Origin of the sequence: Methylobacterium sp. P1-11, from assembly GCF_008329595.1 — a bacterium.
In the GTDB taxonomy this organism is placed as follows: domain Bacteria; phylum Pseudomonadota; class Alphaproteobacteria; order Rhizobiales; family Beijerinckiaceae; genus Methylobacterium.
In genome coordinates this window covers 152,490-169,498 of record NZ_NPKS01000006.1, presented here as the reverse complement: position 1 = coordinate 169,498, position 17,009 = coordinate 152,490, and the positions used below count along the sequence as shown (strand labels likewise).

Annotated in this window: 17 protein-coding genes; 10 read left to right on the top strand and 7 right to left on the bottom strand. The window is 70.4% G+C overall.

The features are described from left to right. Positions 1–88 precede the first annotated feature (88 nt). The 7 genes from CIW48_RS34475 (at position 89) to xseA (ending at position 5,969) form a co-directional block, all read left to right on the top strand. A complete protein-coding gene (locus CIW48_RS34475) occupies positions 89–223 on the top strand; it encodes a hypothetical protein (RefSeq protein ID WP_281407334.1) in 135 nt (44 codons plus the stop codon). A 132-nt stretch (positions 224–355) separates the two neighbouring features. Further along, entirely contained in the window at positions 356–619 is a 264-nt protein-coding gene (locus tag CIW48_RS08585; RefSeq protein WP_149310440.1) for a hypothetical protein, read from the top strand. A 104-nt stretch (positions 620–723) separates the two neighbouring features. After that, the gene (locus tag CIW48_RS08580) at positions 724–981 is read left to right on the top strand and encodes a hypothetical protein (RefSeq protein ID WP_149310439.1); all 258 of its coding nucleotides are present in this window, start codon (positions 724–726) and stop codon (positions 979–981) included. 65 nt (positions 982–1,046) lie between these two features. Continuing rightward, entirely contained in the window at positions 1,047–1,253 is a 207-nt protein-coding gene (locus CIW48_RS08575; RefSeq protein WP_149310438.1) for an Rmf/CrpP family protein, read from the top strand. Continuing rightward, positions 1,253–2,563 carry an MFS transporter gene (locus tag CIW48_RS08570; RefSeq protein WP_149310437.1) on the top strand — a complete coding sequence of 437 codons (1,311 nt, stop codon included), beginning with the start codon at positions 1,253–1,255 and terminating at the stop codon, positions 2,561–2,563. Before CIW48_RS08575 ends, CIW48_RS08570 begins: the two co-directional genes overlap by 1 nt. Before the next feature lie 170 nt (positions 2,564–2,733). Further along, the gene (locus CIW48_RS08565; RefSeq protein ID WP_149310436.1) at positions 2,734–4,206 is read left to right on the top strand and encodes an MDR family MFS transporter; all 1,473 of its coding nucleotides are present in this window, start codon (positions 2,734–2,736) and stop codon (positions 4,204–4,206) included. Between the two features lie 80 nt (positions 4,207–4,286). Beyond that, positions 4,287–5,969 carry an exodeoxyribonuclease VII large subunit gene (gene xseA, locus CIW48_RS08560; RefSeq protein WP_149310435.1) on the top strand — a complete coding sequence of 561 codons (1,683 nt, stop codon included), beginning with the start codon at positions 4,287–4,289 and terminating at the stop codon, positions 5,967–5,969. Positions 5,970–6,136: 167 nt separating this feature from the next. On the opposite strand, the gene CIW48_RS08555 is transcribed toward xseA, so the two are convergent. Continuing rightward, positions 6,137–6,889: a GNAT family N-acetyltransferase gene (locus CIW48_RS08555; RefSeq protein ID WP_149310434.1), complete on the bottom strand. Its 753-nt coding sequence runs from the start codon at positions 6,887–6,889 to the stop codon at positions 6,137–6,139. A gap of 126 nt (positions 6,890–7,015) precedes the next feature. On the opposite strand from CIW48_RS08555, the gene CIW48_RS08550 reads away from it, so the two are divergent. Further along, positions 7,016–8,443, top strand: coding sequence for an alpha/beta hydrolase (locus CIW48_RS08550; protein WP_149310433.1), 1,428 nt, complete (start codon positions 7,016–7,018; stop codon positions 8,441–8,443). Next, complete coding sequence (locus CIW48_RS08545) at positions 8,440–9,987, top strand: GMC family oxidoreductase (protein ID WP_149310432.1); 1,548 nt, start codon at positions 8,440–8,442, stop codon at positions 9,985–9,987. The genes CIW48_RS08550 and CIW48_RS08545 overlap by 4 nt, the downstream gene beginning before the upstream one ends. Positions 9,988–9,993: 6 nt before the next feature. On the opposite strand, the gene CIW48_RS08540 is transcribed toward CIW48_RS08545, so the two are convergent. Continuing rightward, complete coding sequence (locus CIW48_RS08540; RefSeq protein ID WP_149310431.1) at positions 9,994–10,710, bottom strand: GNAT family protein; 717 nt, start codon at positions 10,708–10,710, stop codon at positions 9,994–9,996. Further along, positions 10,707–11,333 (bottom strand): FMN-binding negative transcriptional regulator, encoded by a 627-nt coding sequence (locus tag CIW48_RS08535; RefSeq protein ID WP_149310430.1) that lies wholly within the window; start codon positions 11,331–11,333, stop codon positions 10,707–10,709. Before CIW48_RS08535 ends, CIW48_RS08540 begins: the two co-directional genes overlap by 4 nt. Positions 11,334–11,431: 98 nt before the next feature. On the opposite strand from CIW48_RS08535, the gene CIW48_RS08530 reads away from it, so the two are divergent. Further along, the gene (locus CIW48_RS08530) at positions 11,432–12,913 is read left to right on the top strand and encodes a PLP-dependent aminotransferase family protein (RefSeq protein ID WP_149310429.1); all 1,482 of its coding nucleotides are present in this window, start codon (positions 11,432–11,434) and stop codon (positions 12,911–12,913) included. 20 nt (positions 12,914–12,933) lie between these two features. Here the strand turns inward: CIW48_RS08530 and CIW48_RS08525 are convergent, their stop codons facing one another. From CIW48_RS08525 to CIW48_RS08510, 4 genes are all read right to left on the bottom strand, one after another. After that, entirely contained in the window at positions 12,934–13,236 is a 303-nt protein-coding gene (locus tag CIW48_RS08525; protein ID WP_149310428.1) for a hypothetical protein, read from the bottom strand. Positions 13,237–13,561: 325 nt separating this feature from the next. After that, positions 13,562–14,821, bottom strand: a complete 1,260-nt coding sequence (locus CIW48_RS08520; RefSeq protein ID WP_149310427.1) for a hypothetical protein — start codon at positions 14,819–14,821, stop codon at positions 13,562–13,564. Between the two features lie 88 nt (positions 14,822–14,909). Continuing rightward, on the bottom strand, positions 14,910–15,947 hold the full coding sequence (locus CIW48_RS08515; RefSeq protein WP_149310426.1) for an ABC transporter ATP-binding protein: 1,038 nt from the start codon (positions 15,945–15,947) through the stop codon (positions 14,910–14,912). Continuing rightward, a complete protein-coding gene (locus tag CIW48_RS08510; protein WP_149310425.1) occupies positions 15,944–16,999 on the bottom strand; it encodes an ABC transporter ATP-binding protein in 1,056 nt (351 codons plus the stop codon). The genes CIW48_RS08515 and CIW48_RS08510 overlap by 4 nt, the downstream gene beginning before the upstream one ends. Positions 17,000–17,009: the final 10 nt, after the last annotated feature.

Sequence of the window (17,009 nt, the reverse complement as noted above, 5' to 3'; positions counted from 1 at the left end):
ACCGCTTCCGGAGAGCCTGACGCGATTGCTCGCCGCACCGGAGCGGCGCTCAGCCGGAGCGCAGAAGGCGCCTCCCCCGGGAGACGGGGTGCCGCGACCGGCGGATCGGTGCTCGGCGCACCCGGCGCTCGAGACAGCGATCCTCCACGCCTTCGTGTTCGGCCTGTCGGCACTCATCCGGCTCGTCGTGCTGGTGCTGTCCGTCCGGCTCGTCATGCGCTGAGCCTAAACGTTTCACCAGGGGCTGTGGATATCGGTGGTTTGCCTGTCCGTTGGCTTCTTCAACTCGTACGCGAACCGCCAAGTTAGCTATTGAAGCGGCCGAGACGGGGCGGCTCGGCGGCAAGGATTGACGATGTCTCTGACGGGGCGTTTCTGGTTCCGGAAGACTTGGACGGGCCGGCTGGTGTTGCTGGTCGAGGAGGAGCGGCCCCGCTGGTTCCGCCGCGGATCCGGCAAGCCACGCTGGCGCAACGCCAAGCTCCTCGACTTCGCGGAGCCAGAGCTGCAGCCGCTCATGGCGATGGAGAAGCAACACCGTGCTGGCGGTGTGACCGGGCAGCTGCGTACCCTCCGCTCGGTGCCATCCGCGCCGGAGGCGCGGTCGGCGCACGGTTGAAGGGCGCGAGCGGCTCCGCGCGTCGCCATCCTAGTCCTGTGACCGGCGATCACCACCTTTACGGATCGCTCCACCCCGGAGCGGCCCCTTAACCGGTGATGGCCATGCCACGCTACTTCTTCCACACGCAGATCGGTGAGGACATCATCTCCGACCCGACCGGGATCGAGTTGCGCGATCCGGACGCAGCCTGGGAGGCGGCCCGGGACACCATCCGCGCCGCCCTGCACGATCCACAGGATCAGGCCCGGCTGATGACCGCCTGCCTTATGGTCACGGACGAGGCTGGTGAGGTCGTGCTCGAATTCCCGTTCAGCGAGGCCGTCGTGCTGCCGCCGTTGGATGATCCGACGCGTCACTGAGTTCGGCGACGCGCGATCCGCGCCCTACATCGCGGCGCAGCCCATCGACGAGGAGCTGCGCCCGCATGGATTCGCCCCCCAATGATCTCGATGCCCACGCGCTCGGCCGAGCCGCGCCCGCCAAGGGGCTGGCACGGGAAGCCTGTCCCTATGCGGAGGGCACGCAGGCACACGCGCTCTGGCTGTCCGGATACGAGGAAGCCCTTGCGAACGGCGCAGAACCCGTGACCGGCGGTCTCGCCAAGCATCCGGTCGACGGGTCGGGCCGCTGATGGACGCCCGGACCGCACCGCATCCCGGCGCGCATCATCCGGCCCTGGATCGCAAGTCCGTCGGGGCCGTCGTCCTGGGCAACGCCCTCGAATTCTACGATTTCACGGTCTACGCCTTCTTCGCCAAGCCGATCGGCCAGGCCTTCTTCCCGGCGAACGACCCGACCCACAGCCTTCTGGCTTCGCTGGCGCTGTTCGGCATCGGCTACGTCATGCGGCCCATCGGCGGCGTGCTCATCGGCGCCTTCGCGGATCGCGCGGGACGCAAGCCCGCGATGCTGATCACCATCGCGCTGATGGCGGTCGGGATGCTGATGCTGGCCGCCTGCCCGTCCTACGCGATGATCGGCGGCTGGGCGCAGGTGATCGTCATCGTCGGGCGTCTGGTCCAAGGTCTCGCCCTCGGCGGCGAGGTCGGGCCGTCGACGGCCTTCCTGCTGGAAGCCGCTCCGCCGGACCGGCGCGGCTTTGTGACCAGCTGGCAGATTGCCAGCCAGGGCTGCGCCGCCCTGTTCGCCGGGATCGTCGCGACCGCCTTGGCGCTCGTGGTCGGCGACCAGGCCATGGCGCTGTGGGGATGGCGGCTGATGTTCGCCCTCGGCCTCTGCGTCGTGCCGATTGGGCTCGTCATCCGGAGCCACCTGCCGGAGACGGCCGGCGCTTTGGAGGATCCGGACGCGGCGGCCTCGACCATGGCGGTGATCGGCCGACTCCTGCGCGAGCACGGCCGATTGCTGGGTCTGACCTTCCTGGTCATCGCAGCCTCGACCGTCTCGAACGCGGTCGGGACCAACATGCCGGTCTTTGCCGGCGCGACCCTTGGCCTGAGCGAGACGGCGGCCACGGCCGTGCCGATTGCCCTCGGGCTCGCCTCGGTGATCTTCCCGCTGCTCGGCGGCTGGCTGGCCGACCGGTTCGGGCGGCGACCCGTGATGATATGGCCACGGGCGATGATCCTGATCCTGGCAGTTCCAGCCTTCGCCTGGGTGGTGCAGGCGCCGAGCGCTGCCAGCGTCTACGCGGTCACCTTCCTGCTCTCGGCCCTGTCGTCCATCAACGCCGCGGCGGTGATCGTCGGCATCCCTGAGGCGCTCCCGCGGGCGGTGCGCAGCGCCGGGTTGTCAATCGTCTACGCGATCTCGGTCTCGGTATTCGGTGGCAGCACCAACTACGTGGTGAATTGGCTGATCGCCGTAACCGGCGACCGGCTCGCGCCGGCTTACTATCTCGCGGCCTTCAGCCTGGTCGGCACCATTGCCGCCTTCCTGCTGCCCGAGACCCGCGAGCGCGATCTCGACGCTGAGGGTTGAGCCGGCCCGGTTCAGCGCATGCGTTCGAAGCATCGCGGCGGCGTATCCATGCACGCGCCGCGGAGCAGGAATGGGGCACATGTGCGCTCGCGCACGGCTCTCGCCGCGATCGGGACGGTTGCACGTTCTCAACACTAGGTCGGTGCGCACGCCGGGCCTAGACGGGTGGAATGCCAACGCCCCCAGAGACGCGTCGCCCGCTGGTCCTCGCCGCGGTGATGGCGGCGATGTTCATGATCGCCATTGAGGCGACGATCGTCTCGACGGCGATGCCGCAGATCGCCGGGCAACTTGGCGACCTTCACCTCTACGCCTGGGTGTTCGCCTCCTTCCTGCTGACCCAGACGGCCACCACGGTGGTGTTCGGCAAGCTGTCCGACCTGTATGGGCGCCGACCGGTCCTGCTCTTCGGGATCGTGGTGTTTCTGGTGGGATCCCTGTTGTGTGGGCTCGCGTGGTCGATGCCCTCGCTGATCCTGTTCCGTCTCGTGCAAGGCATCGGCGCCGGGGCGATCCAGCCTGTGAGCCTGACCGTCGTCGGCGATCTGTATTCGGCGCGGGAGCGCGGCCGGATCCAGGGTTATCTCGCGAGCGTCTGGGGCATCTCCTCGGTCGCCGGCCCGCTGGTCGGCGGACTGATCATCGGCCATCTGAGCTGGCCCTGGATCTTCTGGATCAATCTGCCGATCGGCGTGATCGCGGCCGGCCTGTTCCTGCGCTTCCTCCACGAGGGCGTCGAGCGCCGTCCCCGGCAGATCGACGCGATCGGTGCGGCCCTGTTCACCGCAGCCATCGCGGCGCTGATGATCGCGCTGACCGAGGCGGGTGAGTCGTTCGAAGCGGCCCTGTGGCCGGCGCTGGCCTTCGTGGTGGCCGCGCTCCTGTTCGTTGTCCAGGAGCGGCGCGCGCCGGACCCGATGCTCGACATCCGGTTGTGGATGCAGCGTCCCATCGCAACCGCCAACACCGCGACGCTGCTCTCCGGCATGACGGTGATCGGGCTCACGGCCTTCCTGCCGATGTATGTCCAGGGCGTGCTGCGGCAATCTCCTCTGATCGCCGGCCTGACGCTGACCCTGATGGTGCTCGGCTGGCCGATCGGCGCCACGACGGCTGCGCGCAGCTTCGTGCGGTTCGGCCTGCGCCCGATCCTGCTGGTCGGCGCAACGCTTCTGCCGCTCGGGGCGGTCGCCTTCGTGGCGCTCGGATCGGAAAACTCTCCGGTCGTGGCGGCCTGCGGTTCGGTCGTCATGGGGCTCGGCATGGGCTTTCTGTCCACCGCCGCCATCGTGATCATCCAGGACAGCGTCGCCTGGGCACAGCGCGGCGCGGCGACGGCCTCCAACATCTTCTCGCGCAATCTCGGCTCGACCCTCGGCGCCACAGTCCTCGGGGCCGTGCTGAATTACCGGCTCACCAACCCGTCGAGCGGCCCGGCGGTGAATTCCGACCAGCTCCGCCGCCTGCTGGATGATCCGGACAGCCTCGGCACCGGCGGCGAGGCGATCCGGGCCGGCCTGCAGCACGCGCTGCACGGCACGTTCTGGACGGTCTTCGCCGTGGCGGTGCTGACCCTGCTCCTCTCGCTGCTGGTTCCACGGGTGGCGATCTCGGACCGTCCGCGCGAACTCGCCGTGGAGTAGGCCGCGCCGACGCCTGTCAAGCGTCGTCATCTCCACAGCGGCCCTTTGACTGTCCCGCCGGAGCCCCCTAGCGTCCGGCGATGCCCCTCGTGCCGCCACCGCGCCCCGCATCCCAGCCCGCGGCGGATATCCCGCCGACCAGCGTGCTCAATGCCAACCAGCCCGAATGGTCGGTGGGCGAGCTGGCAGGCGCCCTGAAGCGCACCCTTGAGGACGCCTTCGGGCATGTGCGCCTGCGCGGCGAGATCTCAGGCTATCGCGGACAGCACGGTTCGGGTCATGCCTATTTCGCGCTGAAGGACGGGCAGGCGCGCATCGATGCGGTGATCTGGAAGGGCGTGTTCGGACGCCTGCGCCAGAAGCCCCAAGAGGGCTTGGAGGTCGTCGCCACCGGCCGCATCACCACCTTCGCGGGGAAGTCATCTTACCAGATCGTCGTGGAAAGCCTGGAACCGGCGGGTCTCGGCGCCTGGATGGCGCTGCTGGAGGAGCGCAAGAAGCAGCTCGCCGCCGAGGGGCTCTTCGCTCCTGAGCACAAGCGGGCGATCCCCTACCTGCCGCGGGTCGTCGGCGTCGTCACCTCGCCGACCGGTGCTGTGATCCGCGACATTCTCCACCGACTGGAGGATCGGTTCCCGCGGCCCGTCGTGGTCTGGCCGGTGCGGGTCCAGGGCGACGGGGCGGCCGAGGAGGTCGCGGCCGCGATCCGCGGTTTCAACGCGCTCCAGGCCGGAGGCCCGATTTCGCGTCCGGATGTGCTGATCGTCGCCCGCGGCGGCGGCTCGATCGAGGATCTCTGGCCCTTCAACGAGGAATGCGTCGTCCGCGCCGTCTTCGAGAGCACGATCCCGCTGATCTCGGCCGTCGGGCACGAGACCGACACCACGCTGATCGACTACGTCTCCGACCGGCGCGCGCCGACTCCAACGGGTGCTGCCGAGATGGCGGTGCCGGTCCGCGCCGATCTGATCGCGACCGTGGCGGATCTGTCTGCCCGCGGCAGAGGGGCGGTCGGGCGCCGGATCGACCGCGACCGGTCGGACCTGCGCGCCCTCGGCCGCGCCCTGCCGAGCGCCGACGCCCTGCTGGCGGCCAAGCGCCAGCGGCTCGATCTCGCCGAGGCGCGTCTCGCCCCGGCCCTGGCAGCGGGCGCCAGTCGCCACCGCGCGCGGCTTCAGCTTCTCCTCGACCGGATGGCGCGGCGCTCGCCCGACGTGGCGCTCGCCAATGCACGCGCACGGCTGGCGCGGATCGACCACCGACCGCTCCACGCCCTGCGCAACGACGTCCAGCGCAAGGGCGAGGCACTGGTCCAGCTCGGGCGCCGCCTCGTCGTCGCGCGGGATGCCAGCCTGGAGCGGGCCCGGGCCCTGCAGGCGCGCCGTACCGACCGTCTGCTCGCTCTCTCGGAGCGCCTCGCCCAGGCGGGCGGCCGCAGCATCGAGCGGCGCCGCGACCGGCTGGACGGGCTGGCCGGCCTGCTTGGCTCGCTGAGCTACCGCGCCGTGCTGGAGCGTGGCTACGTGCTGGTGCGCGACGCCGCCGGGTTGCCTGTCCGCCGCTCCGCGGATGCGGTGACCGCCACCCGCCTCAGCCTGCAATTCGCCGACGGGACCATGTCGGCCGTGCCCGATGGGACGTCCGATCCGTCGCTCCCGGCCAAGCCCGGGCAGCGCGGGAAAGCACTGGCCTCATCGACCTCCGGCAAGCGCGCCCTCCCGCGCGCCGCGCCGACGCGGCAGGGATCGCTTTTCGACGCCTGAGGCGGCCGCCACCAGGGGGCGAGACGCTTCGGCCGTCCGCATAAGCAAGGCAATCCCGTCGACATGACGAAGCTGACGTCACGTGACACCGATGCCCGTCGCTGGACGCGTGACCACTGTTCGGTGAGGTTCGAGCGCGGGAAGCACGTCGCGATCCGCCGTGCCGTTCACTCCGGCTCCGGACCGACCCGATAGTGATAGCGGTACAATTCCCGCTCGAAGCCGAGGGCGCTGTATAGCGCCCGCGCCGGCGTATTCGCGGCGACGACCTGAAGGCAGGCGGCCTCGGCGCCCTCCGCCCGGCCCCAGTGTAGCAGTGCGCCAACCGCGCGCCGGGCGTGGCCGCGGCCGCGTAGGGGCTCGGGCGTCGCCACCGCCTCGATGACCAGCAGCTCGCGGTCGAGTACCCCGAAGGCGATGGCGCCGATGCCGCTTTCGGCTGCGGCCGCCGCGAAGGCTCGTGGCAGTGCCAGGGCGGCGATGGTGTCGCGGAACACCTGTGCGGCGGCGGAGTCGGCTCGGTTCACCGTATCGCGCAGGGCCAACCAGTCCGGAGCCGGGGCTGCGGCGACCGCCACGCCCGGATCGGGCGCCGCCGGGAGGCCGTTGAGATCACGGATGAGCGTGCAGGTCTCGTCGACGACGATGTCGTCTCCATGGGCGCAGAGCGACTCCATCTGAGGTGCGATCGCCGGGATCCGGAAGATCGCGCGCTGTCCAAGACACCCGTAGATCACGCGTGCGGCCTCGATTGCGGGTTCAGGCGCACCACTCCCGCGCATGGGAGTGATGGAATTCTGCCGCTTCGAACGGCCGCCCGCGGCCCGCAGCAAATAGCCGTTCACCAGGAGCTCGCGCGGGCTCGGCCAAGCGTTCAGGCACGCTTCCTCGACGCGCCAAGCCTGTTCCAAATCCGACATCCCGTCCTCCTTCTGTCGCCGTGATCGCACGCGGTCACGTCTTAGCCAACGGGTCCGCCCGCAAGACTTTGACCATGCGGCGTCACGTACGCTTGAAGCATTCTGGCGCCGCGCGATGTCTCCGCGATGTCCGAATCTGAAGTCCTGTTCTGCCTGCACTTTCTGGGTGGCAGTGCCCGAAGTTGGGAGCGTCTCGCACGCACCCTCGACGAGGCGCCGTTGACTTGCGTAGCATTCGATCTGCCCGGATTTGGCGATGCCGCCGGCACGCCGGGCTATTCCGTCGCCGCGATGGCCGATCACGTGGCCGGTGCCATCAGGGCCTACGCGCCCGCGCGCTTCGGGATTGCCGGCCACAGCATGGGGGCCAAGGTCGCCCTGGTCCTCGCGCGGCGGTCCGAGGATGGCGAAGTGGGCTTGGCCGGGCTCACCGATCTCATCCTCGTCTCCGGCTCGCCGCCGAGTCCGGAGCCGATTCCGGACGACAGGCGGGCCAAGATGCTCGCCTGGATCGACGCGGATCCCGAGACCCGGCGGCGCGAGGCGCAGGCCTTCGTGCGCGCGAATGTCGGCGACCGGCTGGATCCAGAGAGCGAGGAACGGGCGGTGGCCGACGTTCTGCGCGCCGCGCCGGTAGCCTGGAAGGCTTGGCTCACGGGGGGCGCGAATGAAGATTGGTGCCGCCGCGTTGGCGTCCTGCGCACCCCGGCGCTGATCCTGGCCGGATCCGAGGATGCCGACCTCGGGCCGGATGCGCAGCAGGCCCTGACGGCGCCCCACCTCGCGCATCACCGCCTCGTGACCGTGGACGGAGCCGGCCACCTCCTGCCGCTGGAGCAGCCCACATCCCTGGCCGCGTGTCTGCGCGGGCATATCGGCGATAGGCCCCGCCGGCCGGTCGAGGCTGCTCCTGGGGTACCACCGGACTACGCGGCGCTGATCGCCTCCGACCGGGTGAACCGCCGCCTGCGCGCAACACTTGAGGAACGCGCTGCACCGGACGATCCCGCCTATCGGCCCGTCGCTCTCGACGCGGTGGAACTCGCCATCCTGCGGGCCGCTCTCGCTCGAGTGATGCCGGCACCGCGTCTCGATCTGGCCGCCCGCCTCGACCGGCGACTGGCATCCGGTGATGGCGACGGCTGGCGCTTCTCGGTGCTGCCGCCGGACGCCGAGGCCTACCGCGCCGCCTTGCGCACCCTGGATGCCGCCGCGCGGGCGGCCCATGCTCGTCCATTCGTGGTCCTCGACGCGTCGCAGCAGGATGCGCTGCTTACCCTCAGCCAGCGCGGTGATCTGAAAGTGCCGGATGCGCTCGGTGGCCGGCTCGACGCCGAGCGGATGCGGTTATGGTTCGAGGACCTGCGTGCCGACGCGGTCCGACTCTGGCTCGGCCATCCCGCAGCGCTGGCGCGGATCGGCTTCTCGGGCATTGGGGCGGGCGGCGACCGACCGGGCGAGATCGCCGACGGATTGCCGGGCTTCCACGCCGTCGGGCTCGACGCGCCCGAGCCCTGGGAGCCCCGGGTGCCGCAGGCGGAGGCGGGACGATGAACCTCGCGGGAATGCGGACCTACCGCGCGGACGACGTTGTCGACGCGGTCGTGGTGGGCACGGGTGCGGGCGGAGCGCCACTCCTCGCGCGCCTCGCCGCTGCGGGCCTCAAGGTCGTGGCGTTGGAGGCGGGGCCGAACTTCACGCCCGCGCACTACGCCTTCGACGAGACACTGGCAGACGAGATCTACTGGACCGATGAGCGCCTGAGCGGCGGCTCGACTCCGGAGGCCTTCGGCGCGAACAACAGCGGCACGGGCGTCGGCGGCTCGACGCTGCACTGGGGCGCCTTCGTGCCCCGTGCCGATGCCCGAGACCTGCGGCTCCATACGGAGACCGGCGAAGGAGTCGACTGGCCTCTGAATTACGGCGATCTGCTCCCGTACTACGAGCGGGTCGAGCGGTTCCTCGGCGTTTCGGGCCCGCAGAGCTATCCGTGGGATGCCGGCCGGCGCTATCCCCTTCCCCCGGTCCCTCGGAACGGCCCGGCGCACATCATGGCGCGGGCCTGCGAGGCCCGCGGCATCCGGTGGGCGGACGCGCCCGCCGCCGTGGTCTCGCAGGATTTCCGGTCCGAGGACGGACCCCGCCGCAACGCCTGCATCAATTGCGGCTTCTGCCACCAGGGCTGCCGCACGGGCGCCAAGGCGAGCATGGACGTGACCTACCTGCCCTACGCGGTGGCGCGCGGTGCCGAGATCCGGGCCGAGGCCGTCGTCCACGGCCTGGAGCGCGGCGCGGACGGCCGGATCACCGGCGTGGTCTACCGCCAGGACGGGGAGGATCGGCGGCAGCTTTGCGGCGCGGTCTTCCTCTGTGCCGGAGCCGTCGAGACGCCGCGCCTGCTGCTCCATCTCGAGCTCGCCAATTCCAGCGGCCAGATCGGGCGTAACTACATGGGCCACGTGGCGACCCAGGTCTGGGGCACCTTCGCGCACGAGGTCCGGATGAACCGGGGCTATCCGTCCTCGCTGATCACCGAGGATTTCATCCGCACCGACGCTGACTTCGCCGGCGGCTACCTGATGCAGAGCCTCGGCGTCATGCCGGTGACCTTCGGCAACTCGGCGGCGCGGGGGCGCGGCCTATGGGGGAAACCGCTCCTCGACTACCTCGACCGCTACAACTACTTCGCCGGAATCGGCATCAACGGCGAGACCCTCCCCTGCGACGCCAACGTGCTGACCCTCGCGGACGAGACGGACAGGCAGGGCATGCGCAAGGCTCAGATCAGCTTCGGCTACAGCACCAACGAGAAGCGTCTCAACGCACACGCCACGAAGGTCATGCGCGACCTCTGGGAGAATGCCGGCGCCGAGGACATCTGGGTGCTGGAGCGCGTTGCCCATACGCTCGGAACCTGCCGGATGGGCCGTGACGGGACGAGCGCGGTGGTCGACCCGCAGGGCCGCAGCTTCGACATCGACAACCTGTGGATCTGCGATGGCTCGACCTTTCCGAGCTCGCTCGCGGCAAACCCGGCGCTGACCATCATGGCGCTCAGCCTGCGCAGTGCAGAGGCGTTCTTGGTTGGCAGTCTCTGAGGCGCCTCAGCCCGCAGCGGCGCGCAGATCCGCAAGCCCGCGCCGCTGTCGACCCTCCGCGTCGAAATTGGCGGGATCGAGCCAGGCTGCGAAGCCGGCGCGGACCCGCGGCCACTCCGCGTCGGTGATCGAAAACCACGCCGTGTCGCGGGAGCGACCCTTCACCACGACGGTGTTCCGGAAGATGCCCTCGAAAGTGAAGCCCAGTCTCAGGGCCGCCGCCCGCGACGGGGCGTTGAGGCTGTCGCACTTCCACTCGTAGCGCCGATACCCGAGCTCGTCGAAGGCCCGGGCCATCATCAGCGCCATCGCCTCCGTGGCGGCGGGCGCACGCTGCAGCCGCGGCCCGAAATGGAGATGGCCCACCTCGATCACGCCGTTGCCTGGATCGATCCGGAGATACGAGGCGATCCCGAGGGCGTCGCCGCTCGCGGGATCGAGAATCGTGTGGAACAGCGGGTCCTCGCTCGCCTGCTGCGTCGTCAGCCGCGCCCGATAGATCTCCGCGCTCTCGGGCATCTCGTCGCCGAGATAGGTCCAGCCGCGCGTGTCGGGGGCGGCGCTGTAGGTGGCGTAGAGTGCGTCCGCATGGGCGGCTGCGTCGAGCGGGACCAGCCGGCAGTGACGGCCCTCCAGGGGCGCGCGCGGCGGCCGCGGACGCGTGCTCCAATCTGGAAGTGCCGGACCGATGGGCTGGCCGAAGCCGTTGAGGCGCGCGCTCACAGGCCGCTCCGCTCGGCGACTAGACCGGCGAGACCCGCCTCGCCGTCGGCGCGCAGCCCCGCGATGACTCCGCGGCGGTCGGCCTCGGGCCTGTTCTGGCTCATCTTCCATTTCCCCTCGGTCCGTGTGATCGAAATCTCGATGCCGATGATTCCCCGCACCTGCGCGGTCACGAAGGGCTCCGGCGCGTCCGCGACCGCCCACGGTTCGGTCCGGGGCGCCTCCCGCAGGGCGGTGAGATCGGCGATCTGGCGCCTGAGCCAGTCCGCATCCTCGATCACCCGCGGCCGACCCCAGGCGTGGACGGTGGCGTAGTTCCAGGTCGGGACCACCCGGCCGTGCTCGCGCTTGCTGGCGTACCAGCTCGGCGTGACGTAGCCCTGCGGCCCCTGGAACACGACCAGACACTCCTCCGCGGCGACGAGATCCCGCCCCTGCGGGTTGGCGCGGGCGAGATGCGCCCGCAGCACCCCGTGGGGACCGGAACCGTCCAGCAGAAACGGGATCGGGTTGGCGGTCAGGCCGTCCGCGCCCGCGGTAACCAGCAGGCCGAGGGGATAGGCGCGGATCAGCGCATGCTGCGCGGCTCGCGAATCGTCCCGGAACTGTGGCGGCTGGTACATGGGCCTGTCCTGCGGCGGTCTTGCAGGACCGTGCTTGACCATTCGGCGGTCCAGGCGAAAGGTCCAATTTTCCAACTGCCACTGGACCACTTTGCGCCATGGCTCGGCCCCCCCTGCCCCTGACGCTAACTCTCGACGCCGCGGCCGCGACGCCGCTGCACGCACAGCTTCGGGAGGCTTTGCGCGCGGCGATTCTCGATCGTCGCCTGCCGCGCGGAGCACGGCTCCCGGCCTCGCGGGTCCTGGCGGCCGATCTCGGCTGCGCGCGCGGGACTGTCGTCCTGGCGCTGGAGCAACTCACCGCCGAGGGTTATCTCACGGCGCGGCAGGGCTCGGCGACGCGCGTCGCCGCGACCCTGCCGGACGACGCGCTCCCCGCGCCGTGTCCGATCCGGCGACCGGGTGCCGAGCCGGCCCCGAACCTGTCGCGCCGGGGCACCCGGCTCGTGGCTGCCCCAGTGCGGCGCTACATGGCGGGGCCGGGCCTGCCCGATGCCTTTGCCCTCGGCCGGCCGGCTCAGGACGCCTTCCCGTTCGAGGTCTGGGGCCGCCTGCTTCAGGCCGAGTGGCGTCACGGCCCGACCGAGCAGCCTGATCCGCGCGGCTCGCCGGCCCTGCGCGGCGCCATCGCCGCCTATCTGGCGCAGGCGCGCGGCGTCGCCTGCGAGGCCGACGACGTCATCGTCACGGCGGGCATCCGCCAGAGCCTGCGCCTGTTGGCCGAACTGCTTCTCGATCCCGGCGAGACCGCGCTGGTCGAAGAGCCCGGCTTTCCCGGTATCGCACAGGCCCTCGCCAGTGCCGGCCTGCACCCGATCCCTGTCGCGGTCGGTCCGGGCGGCCTGCCGGTGACCCTGGCCGCCAAGCCGGCGCCCGGAGCGCGGCTCGCTGTGGTGACGCCGGCACATCACTACCCCCTGGGCCACGCGATGAGCTTGGCGAACCGCCTCGATCTCCTGGCCTGGGCCGAAGCAGTCTCTGGGTGGATCGTCGAGGACGATTACGACGGAGCCTACCGCTATGCCGGGCGCCCACTAGCACCGCTTCGCACTCTCGATCGCGGCGGTCGGGTAATCTATGTCGGCAGCTTCTCGAAGCTGCTGCTCCCCGCCCTCGGCCTGAGCTATCTCGTGCTGCCGCGCGGCCTCGTGGCGCCCGTCAACCAGGCCCTCGCGGAGGCGGGGCCGGCCCCGCCCGGGATCGGCCAATGGGCGCTGGCGCGGTTCATCGAGGACGGACATCTCGCCGGCCATCTCCGCCGGACCCGCCGCCTCTACGCGCTGCGGCAGGAGGCGTTGGTGGAGGCCGCACGCCGCCACGCCGCGGATCTCGTCGCAATCGCCCCGATGGAGGGCGGGATGCATGTCATCGCCCGCCCCGGGGCGGCCTGGGACGCTTCCCTCACCGACGTGGCCGCCGCGGCGGCGCTCGGGCAGGCTGGGATCTCCGCGGTCGCCCTGTCGGCCTATCATGCCGGGCCGGCGGAGCCGGGATTGCTGCTCGGTTACGCCGCCGTGCCGGAGCGGGCGATCGATCCGGCCGTTCGCCGCCTCGCGGAGACCCTGCGCGCCCTCCCCTGACATCCGTGGCGCGGTGCCGTTCACCCCCGCGGCGTCACCGTGACCACGACACCCCCGTGGACAGACCGCACGTCCAAGCTCCGCAGGGTCTTCATCCGGACGGTTGCGCCGCGACCCGGCGCAACGCGCACCACCCGCCGACCGTCGATGCGCAAGCTGAAGACACCGTCGCCGGTGATCCGCAGCGCTGTCGCGCCCTGAAACGAGGCGAGCGCTACCACCGTCCAGCCGGACTGAACCGCCATCCTGACCGGAGCCGGAAGCGCGGTCCGTTTGTCCAGCGCCAGCCATGCGAGCGCGCCGACGGTCATCAGCGCCAGCACGAGACGGCGCGGCCTCGGTGCCCAATGGTGCCGCCGAGACGGGGCGCCCGTGGGCGGCGGTGGATGCGCGACGGCTTCCGGGGCGGATGGCGCCTCCGCGCTGACCGGTTCGTCCGGTGCTGGTGACGGCACCAGATGGAAGCTCACCGCGGGCGCCGGGTCTGCCGGCGCCGGTTCCACGGGAACGTCGTCCGGTCCGTATCGCCGCGGCTCCTGGGACGCCCCGCAGAAGGGGCAGAATTGGACTGCGACGTAGTGGCCGCGTCCGCAGGCGCCGCAATGGCGGATCGGCGATAGAGGGGCTGCGGTCACGGCGTTTGCGCAGTCAGTTCACGATCGCGCCCGTTTCCATAAACCGGCTTAGGCGCTCGATCAGCGGCACGACCATCACCCTGTCGAGCTGCGGCAGCAACCCGTGCCGGGCATGTGCGACGTTGGCTTGGGCCGGGTCCCGGGCCACACGCTGCCAGCGCGCCCGGTCGTCCCGGCAGGCGGACCAAGCCCGCTCGATCGACCGGAACACGAGCGGCAGGCGCTCGGCAGGATCGGCCACGAGATCGTAATGGTGATCGATCAGGCCACCGAAGGTCTGGAACCCGAGTTCCGACAACCGTTCGACGGCACGCGGCGCGCCTACCATCACGAAGGGCAGGCCCGTCGCGGCCGCCTTCAACGACTTCTCGGTGATGCGCTCGACGCCCGATTCGAAGAAGTCGGTTTCGGAGATCACGGTCAGGTCGCAATCCCCATAGGCCTGGGTGTCGAGGGTCATCACCATGTCGGTGCGATGATCGGCATCGATCCGCTGCGCCCGGCGCGGAATCCAGCTGCCGATATCGGCGAGCAGCGTCCCGAAGGCCGCCTCGATCTCCGGGGGGGCGTGGAAGACGTTGATACCGCCTGCCTTCGGGTTGTCCTCGCCAATGCCGTGGAAGGATATCAGCCCGTCCTGGTCGAGCCCGCTGAGCTGGAACCAGCGGTACAGGAGCACACGGTGCCAGCGCAGAGCCGCGTTCTGGCAGAGGAAGCGGGCTGGCCCGGAGGCGCGAGCGAAGGGCGTGTAGCCGGTGCGGTCGAGGGGGTGTTGGGGGAAGAGCCGCGGGCCCGCCTCGGCGTCGAGCCAGAGGGCAACCTGGAGCGGGAAGAAGTCGAAGGTCCAGAACCGCAGGCCCTCGCCGTAGTGCCGCTCGTAATCGAGCCGGAGCAGCCGGTTCTGCGTGACCAGGATAACTCGATCGCGCGGGATGCCGAGACCCGCGAGGTTGCGGTGGAGCGCCTCGAACGTCGGCGCGTGCAGGCCCGGCCCCTCGTTCGAAAGGTCGAGGAGCAGCGCGGCGCGCCCGGCGCGGAGGTTCTCGGCATCCCCAGGCTCAAGGAGGTCGAGGCGGCCGTTCAGCTCCGGGAAGCCCAAGCGCACAAAATCCAGGACGGGCAGGCAGAGCACGTGATTCGCCGCGCCGGGCTGGGCCGTGACGGTAATACGCTTGCCCAGCCAGCCGAGCGCCGCGAGCAGGAAATGCCCGCCCTCGCCCCGCGGAACGAGCAGGATCTCGGTAGGGACTTGCTCGGAAATGACTTGGCTCATCATGACGCCCGAGCGGCGGGTTCGGTCGCGGTCCGCCGCCGTGGAACCGCGCCGAGCCGGATAAAGCCTCGGTGCGGGGGCGTCGAGATCAGGCCGGGACCGGCTCCGCCGCGCGCACCGGCGTCGGGCCGGCTCGGTACGCCTCCGCGGCCTCCTCGGTCCGCCAGCATGCGACGTGGTGACCGGGAGCGATCTCGGCGACCGGCGGCATCTCGCGGCGGCACCGCTCCTCGGCCAGGAAGCAGCGCGGCGCAAAGGGACAGCCCGGTGGACGGTTCGCGAGATCCGGCGGGCTGCCCGGGATGGTCTCGAGCCGGGAGCCCTTGGCCAGCGCCCCTTCCGCCCGGCTGCGCAACAGGCCGATCGTATAGGGATGGTGCGGGTTCAGGACGACCTGATGGGCGGTGCCGGTCTCGACGATCTTGCCCGCGTACATCACGGCGATCCGGTCGGCGACCTCCACGGCCGCGCCGAGATCGTGCGTCACGATGATGATCGACAGGCCGAGATCGCGCTGCAACTCGCGCAGGAGCAGCAGCACCTGAATCTGCACCGTGGCGTCGAGCGCCGTCGTCGGCTCGTCGGCGAGCAGCACCTGCGGCCGGCACGCGAGCGCGAGCGCGATCATGGCCCGTTGGCGCATGCCGCCCGACATCTCATGCGGGTAATTGTCGAGCCGCCGTTCGGGACTCGGGATCCGCACCCGCTCGAACAGGGCCAGGGCGCGCTTGCGGGCCTCGTCCTTCGACATCTTCTCGTGGCGCAGGATCGCCTCGGTGATCTGCCGGCCGACCGTATAGACGGGGTCGAAGGCGAGCAGCGGCTCCTGGAAGATCATCGAGACGTCGCCGCCGCGGAAATCGGCGAGCTGGCGCTTGGTCAGCGCCTGGACGTCCTTACCGGCTGCCAGGATCCGGCCCTCGATGCGGCTGCGGCCTTCAGGGAACAGCCGCAGGATCGCGCGGAGCGTCACGCTCTTGCCCGAGCCGGACTCTCCGATGAGCGCCATCGCCTGTCCGCGTTCCACGGTAAGGTCGACGCCGTCGACCACCTGCACCTTGCCGAAGGCGACGCGTAGGTCGTTGAGCGCGACGGCGGGTTCTGAAGGAGGTATCGGCATGCTCATGCGGCGATCGCTGGAATGGGTGCCGCGGAATGGCCGGAGCCGGGCTGCCGGGCGAGACAGGCGACGCGGTGCAGCGGCTGGATCCCGTCGAGCGGCGGTTCCGTCTGACCGCAGATGTCCTCTGCGAGAGCACAGCGCGGGTGGAAGCGGCAGCCCGTGGGCGGGTCGATCGGGTTCGGCGGGTCGCCCGCCAGCAGCGCCTCCTGTGTGCGGTTCTCGGGATCGAGGGAGGGCATCGAGGCGAGCAGCGCCTCGGTGTAGGGATGAGCCGGCGCATCGAGCACCGTGTCGGAAGGGCCGATTTCGGAGACTCGGCCGAGATACATCACCATCACCCGGTCCGAGATGAATCGGACCACGTTCAAATCGTGGCTGATGAAGATGTAGGTCAGGCCGAACTCGGCCTTGAGGTCGAGGAGCAGGTTGAGCACCTGCGCCTCCACCGACTTGTCCAGCGCCGAGACCGCCTCGTCGAGGAGCACCAGCCGTGGCTCCAGCGCGAGGGACCGGGCGATGTTGACCCGCTGGCGCTGGCCGCCGGAAATCTCGTGGGGGTAGCGACCGGCGAAGCGCTTCGGCTCCAGCCCGACCCGGGCGAGCAGTCCGCGGGCGCGCTCCACCGCTTCTCGGCCGGGCACGCCGTTCACCTTCGGGCCGAAGGCGATCGACTGCTCGACGGTCATGCGCGGATTGAGCGAGGCGTAGCTGTCCTGGAAGACCATCTGGACTTGGCGGCGGTAGGACCGCCAGGGCATGGCGCGCTCGCCGACCGCCTGCCCGTCGTAGAGCAGGCCGCCGGAATCGCGCTCGATCAGGCCCATCAGCAGCTTGGCGGTGGTGGACTTCCCGCAGCCGGATTCGCCGACGATGCCCAGCGTCTCACCCTTGAGGACATCGAAGTCGACGCCATCGACGGCGCGGACAACCTGCTTCTTCCCGCCCGCCTTGCGGACCGGGAAGTGCTTGGTGAGGCCCGAGACCGACAGGAGCGGCTGAGCGGGGCCACCCCGGTCGCGGGCGAACGGATCGGAGGCGTCCGGGATGGCGCTCACTGGCGAATCT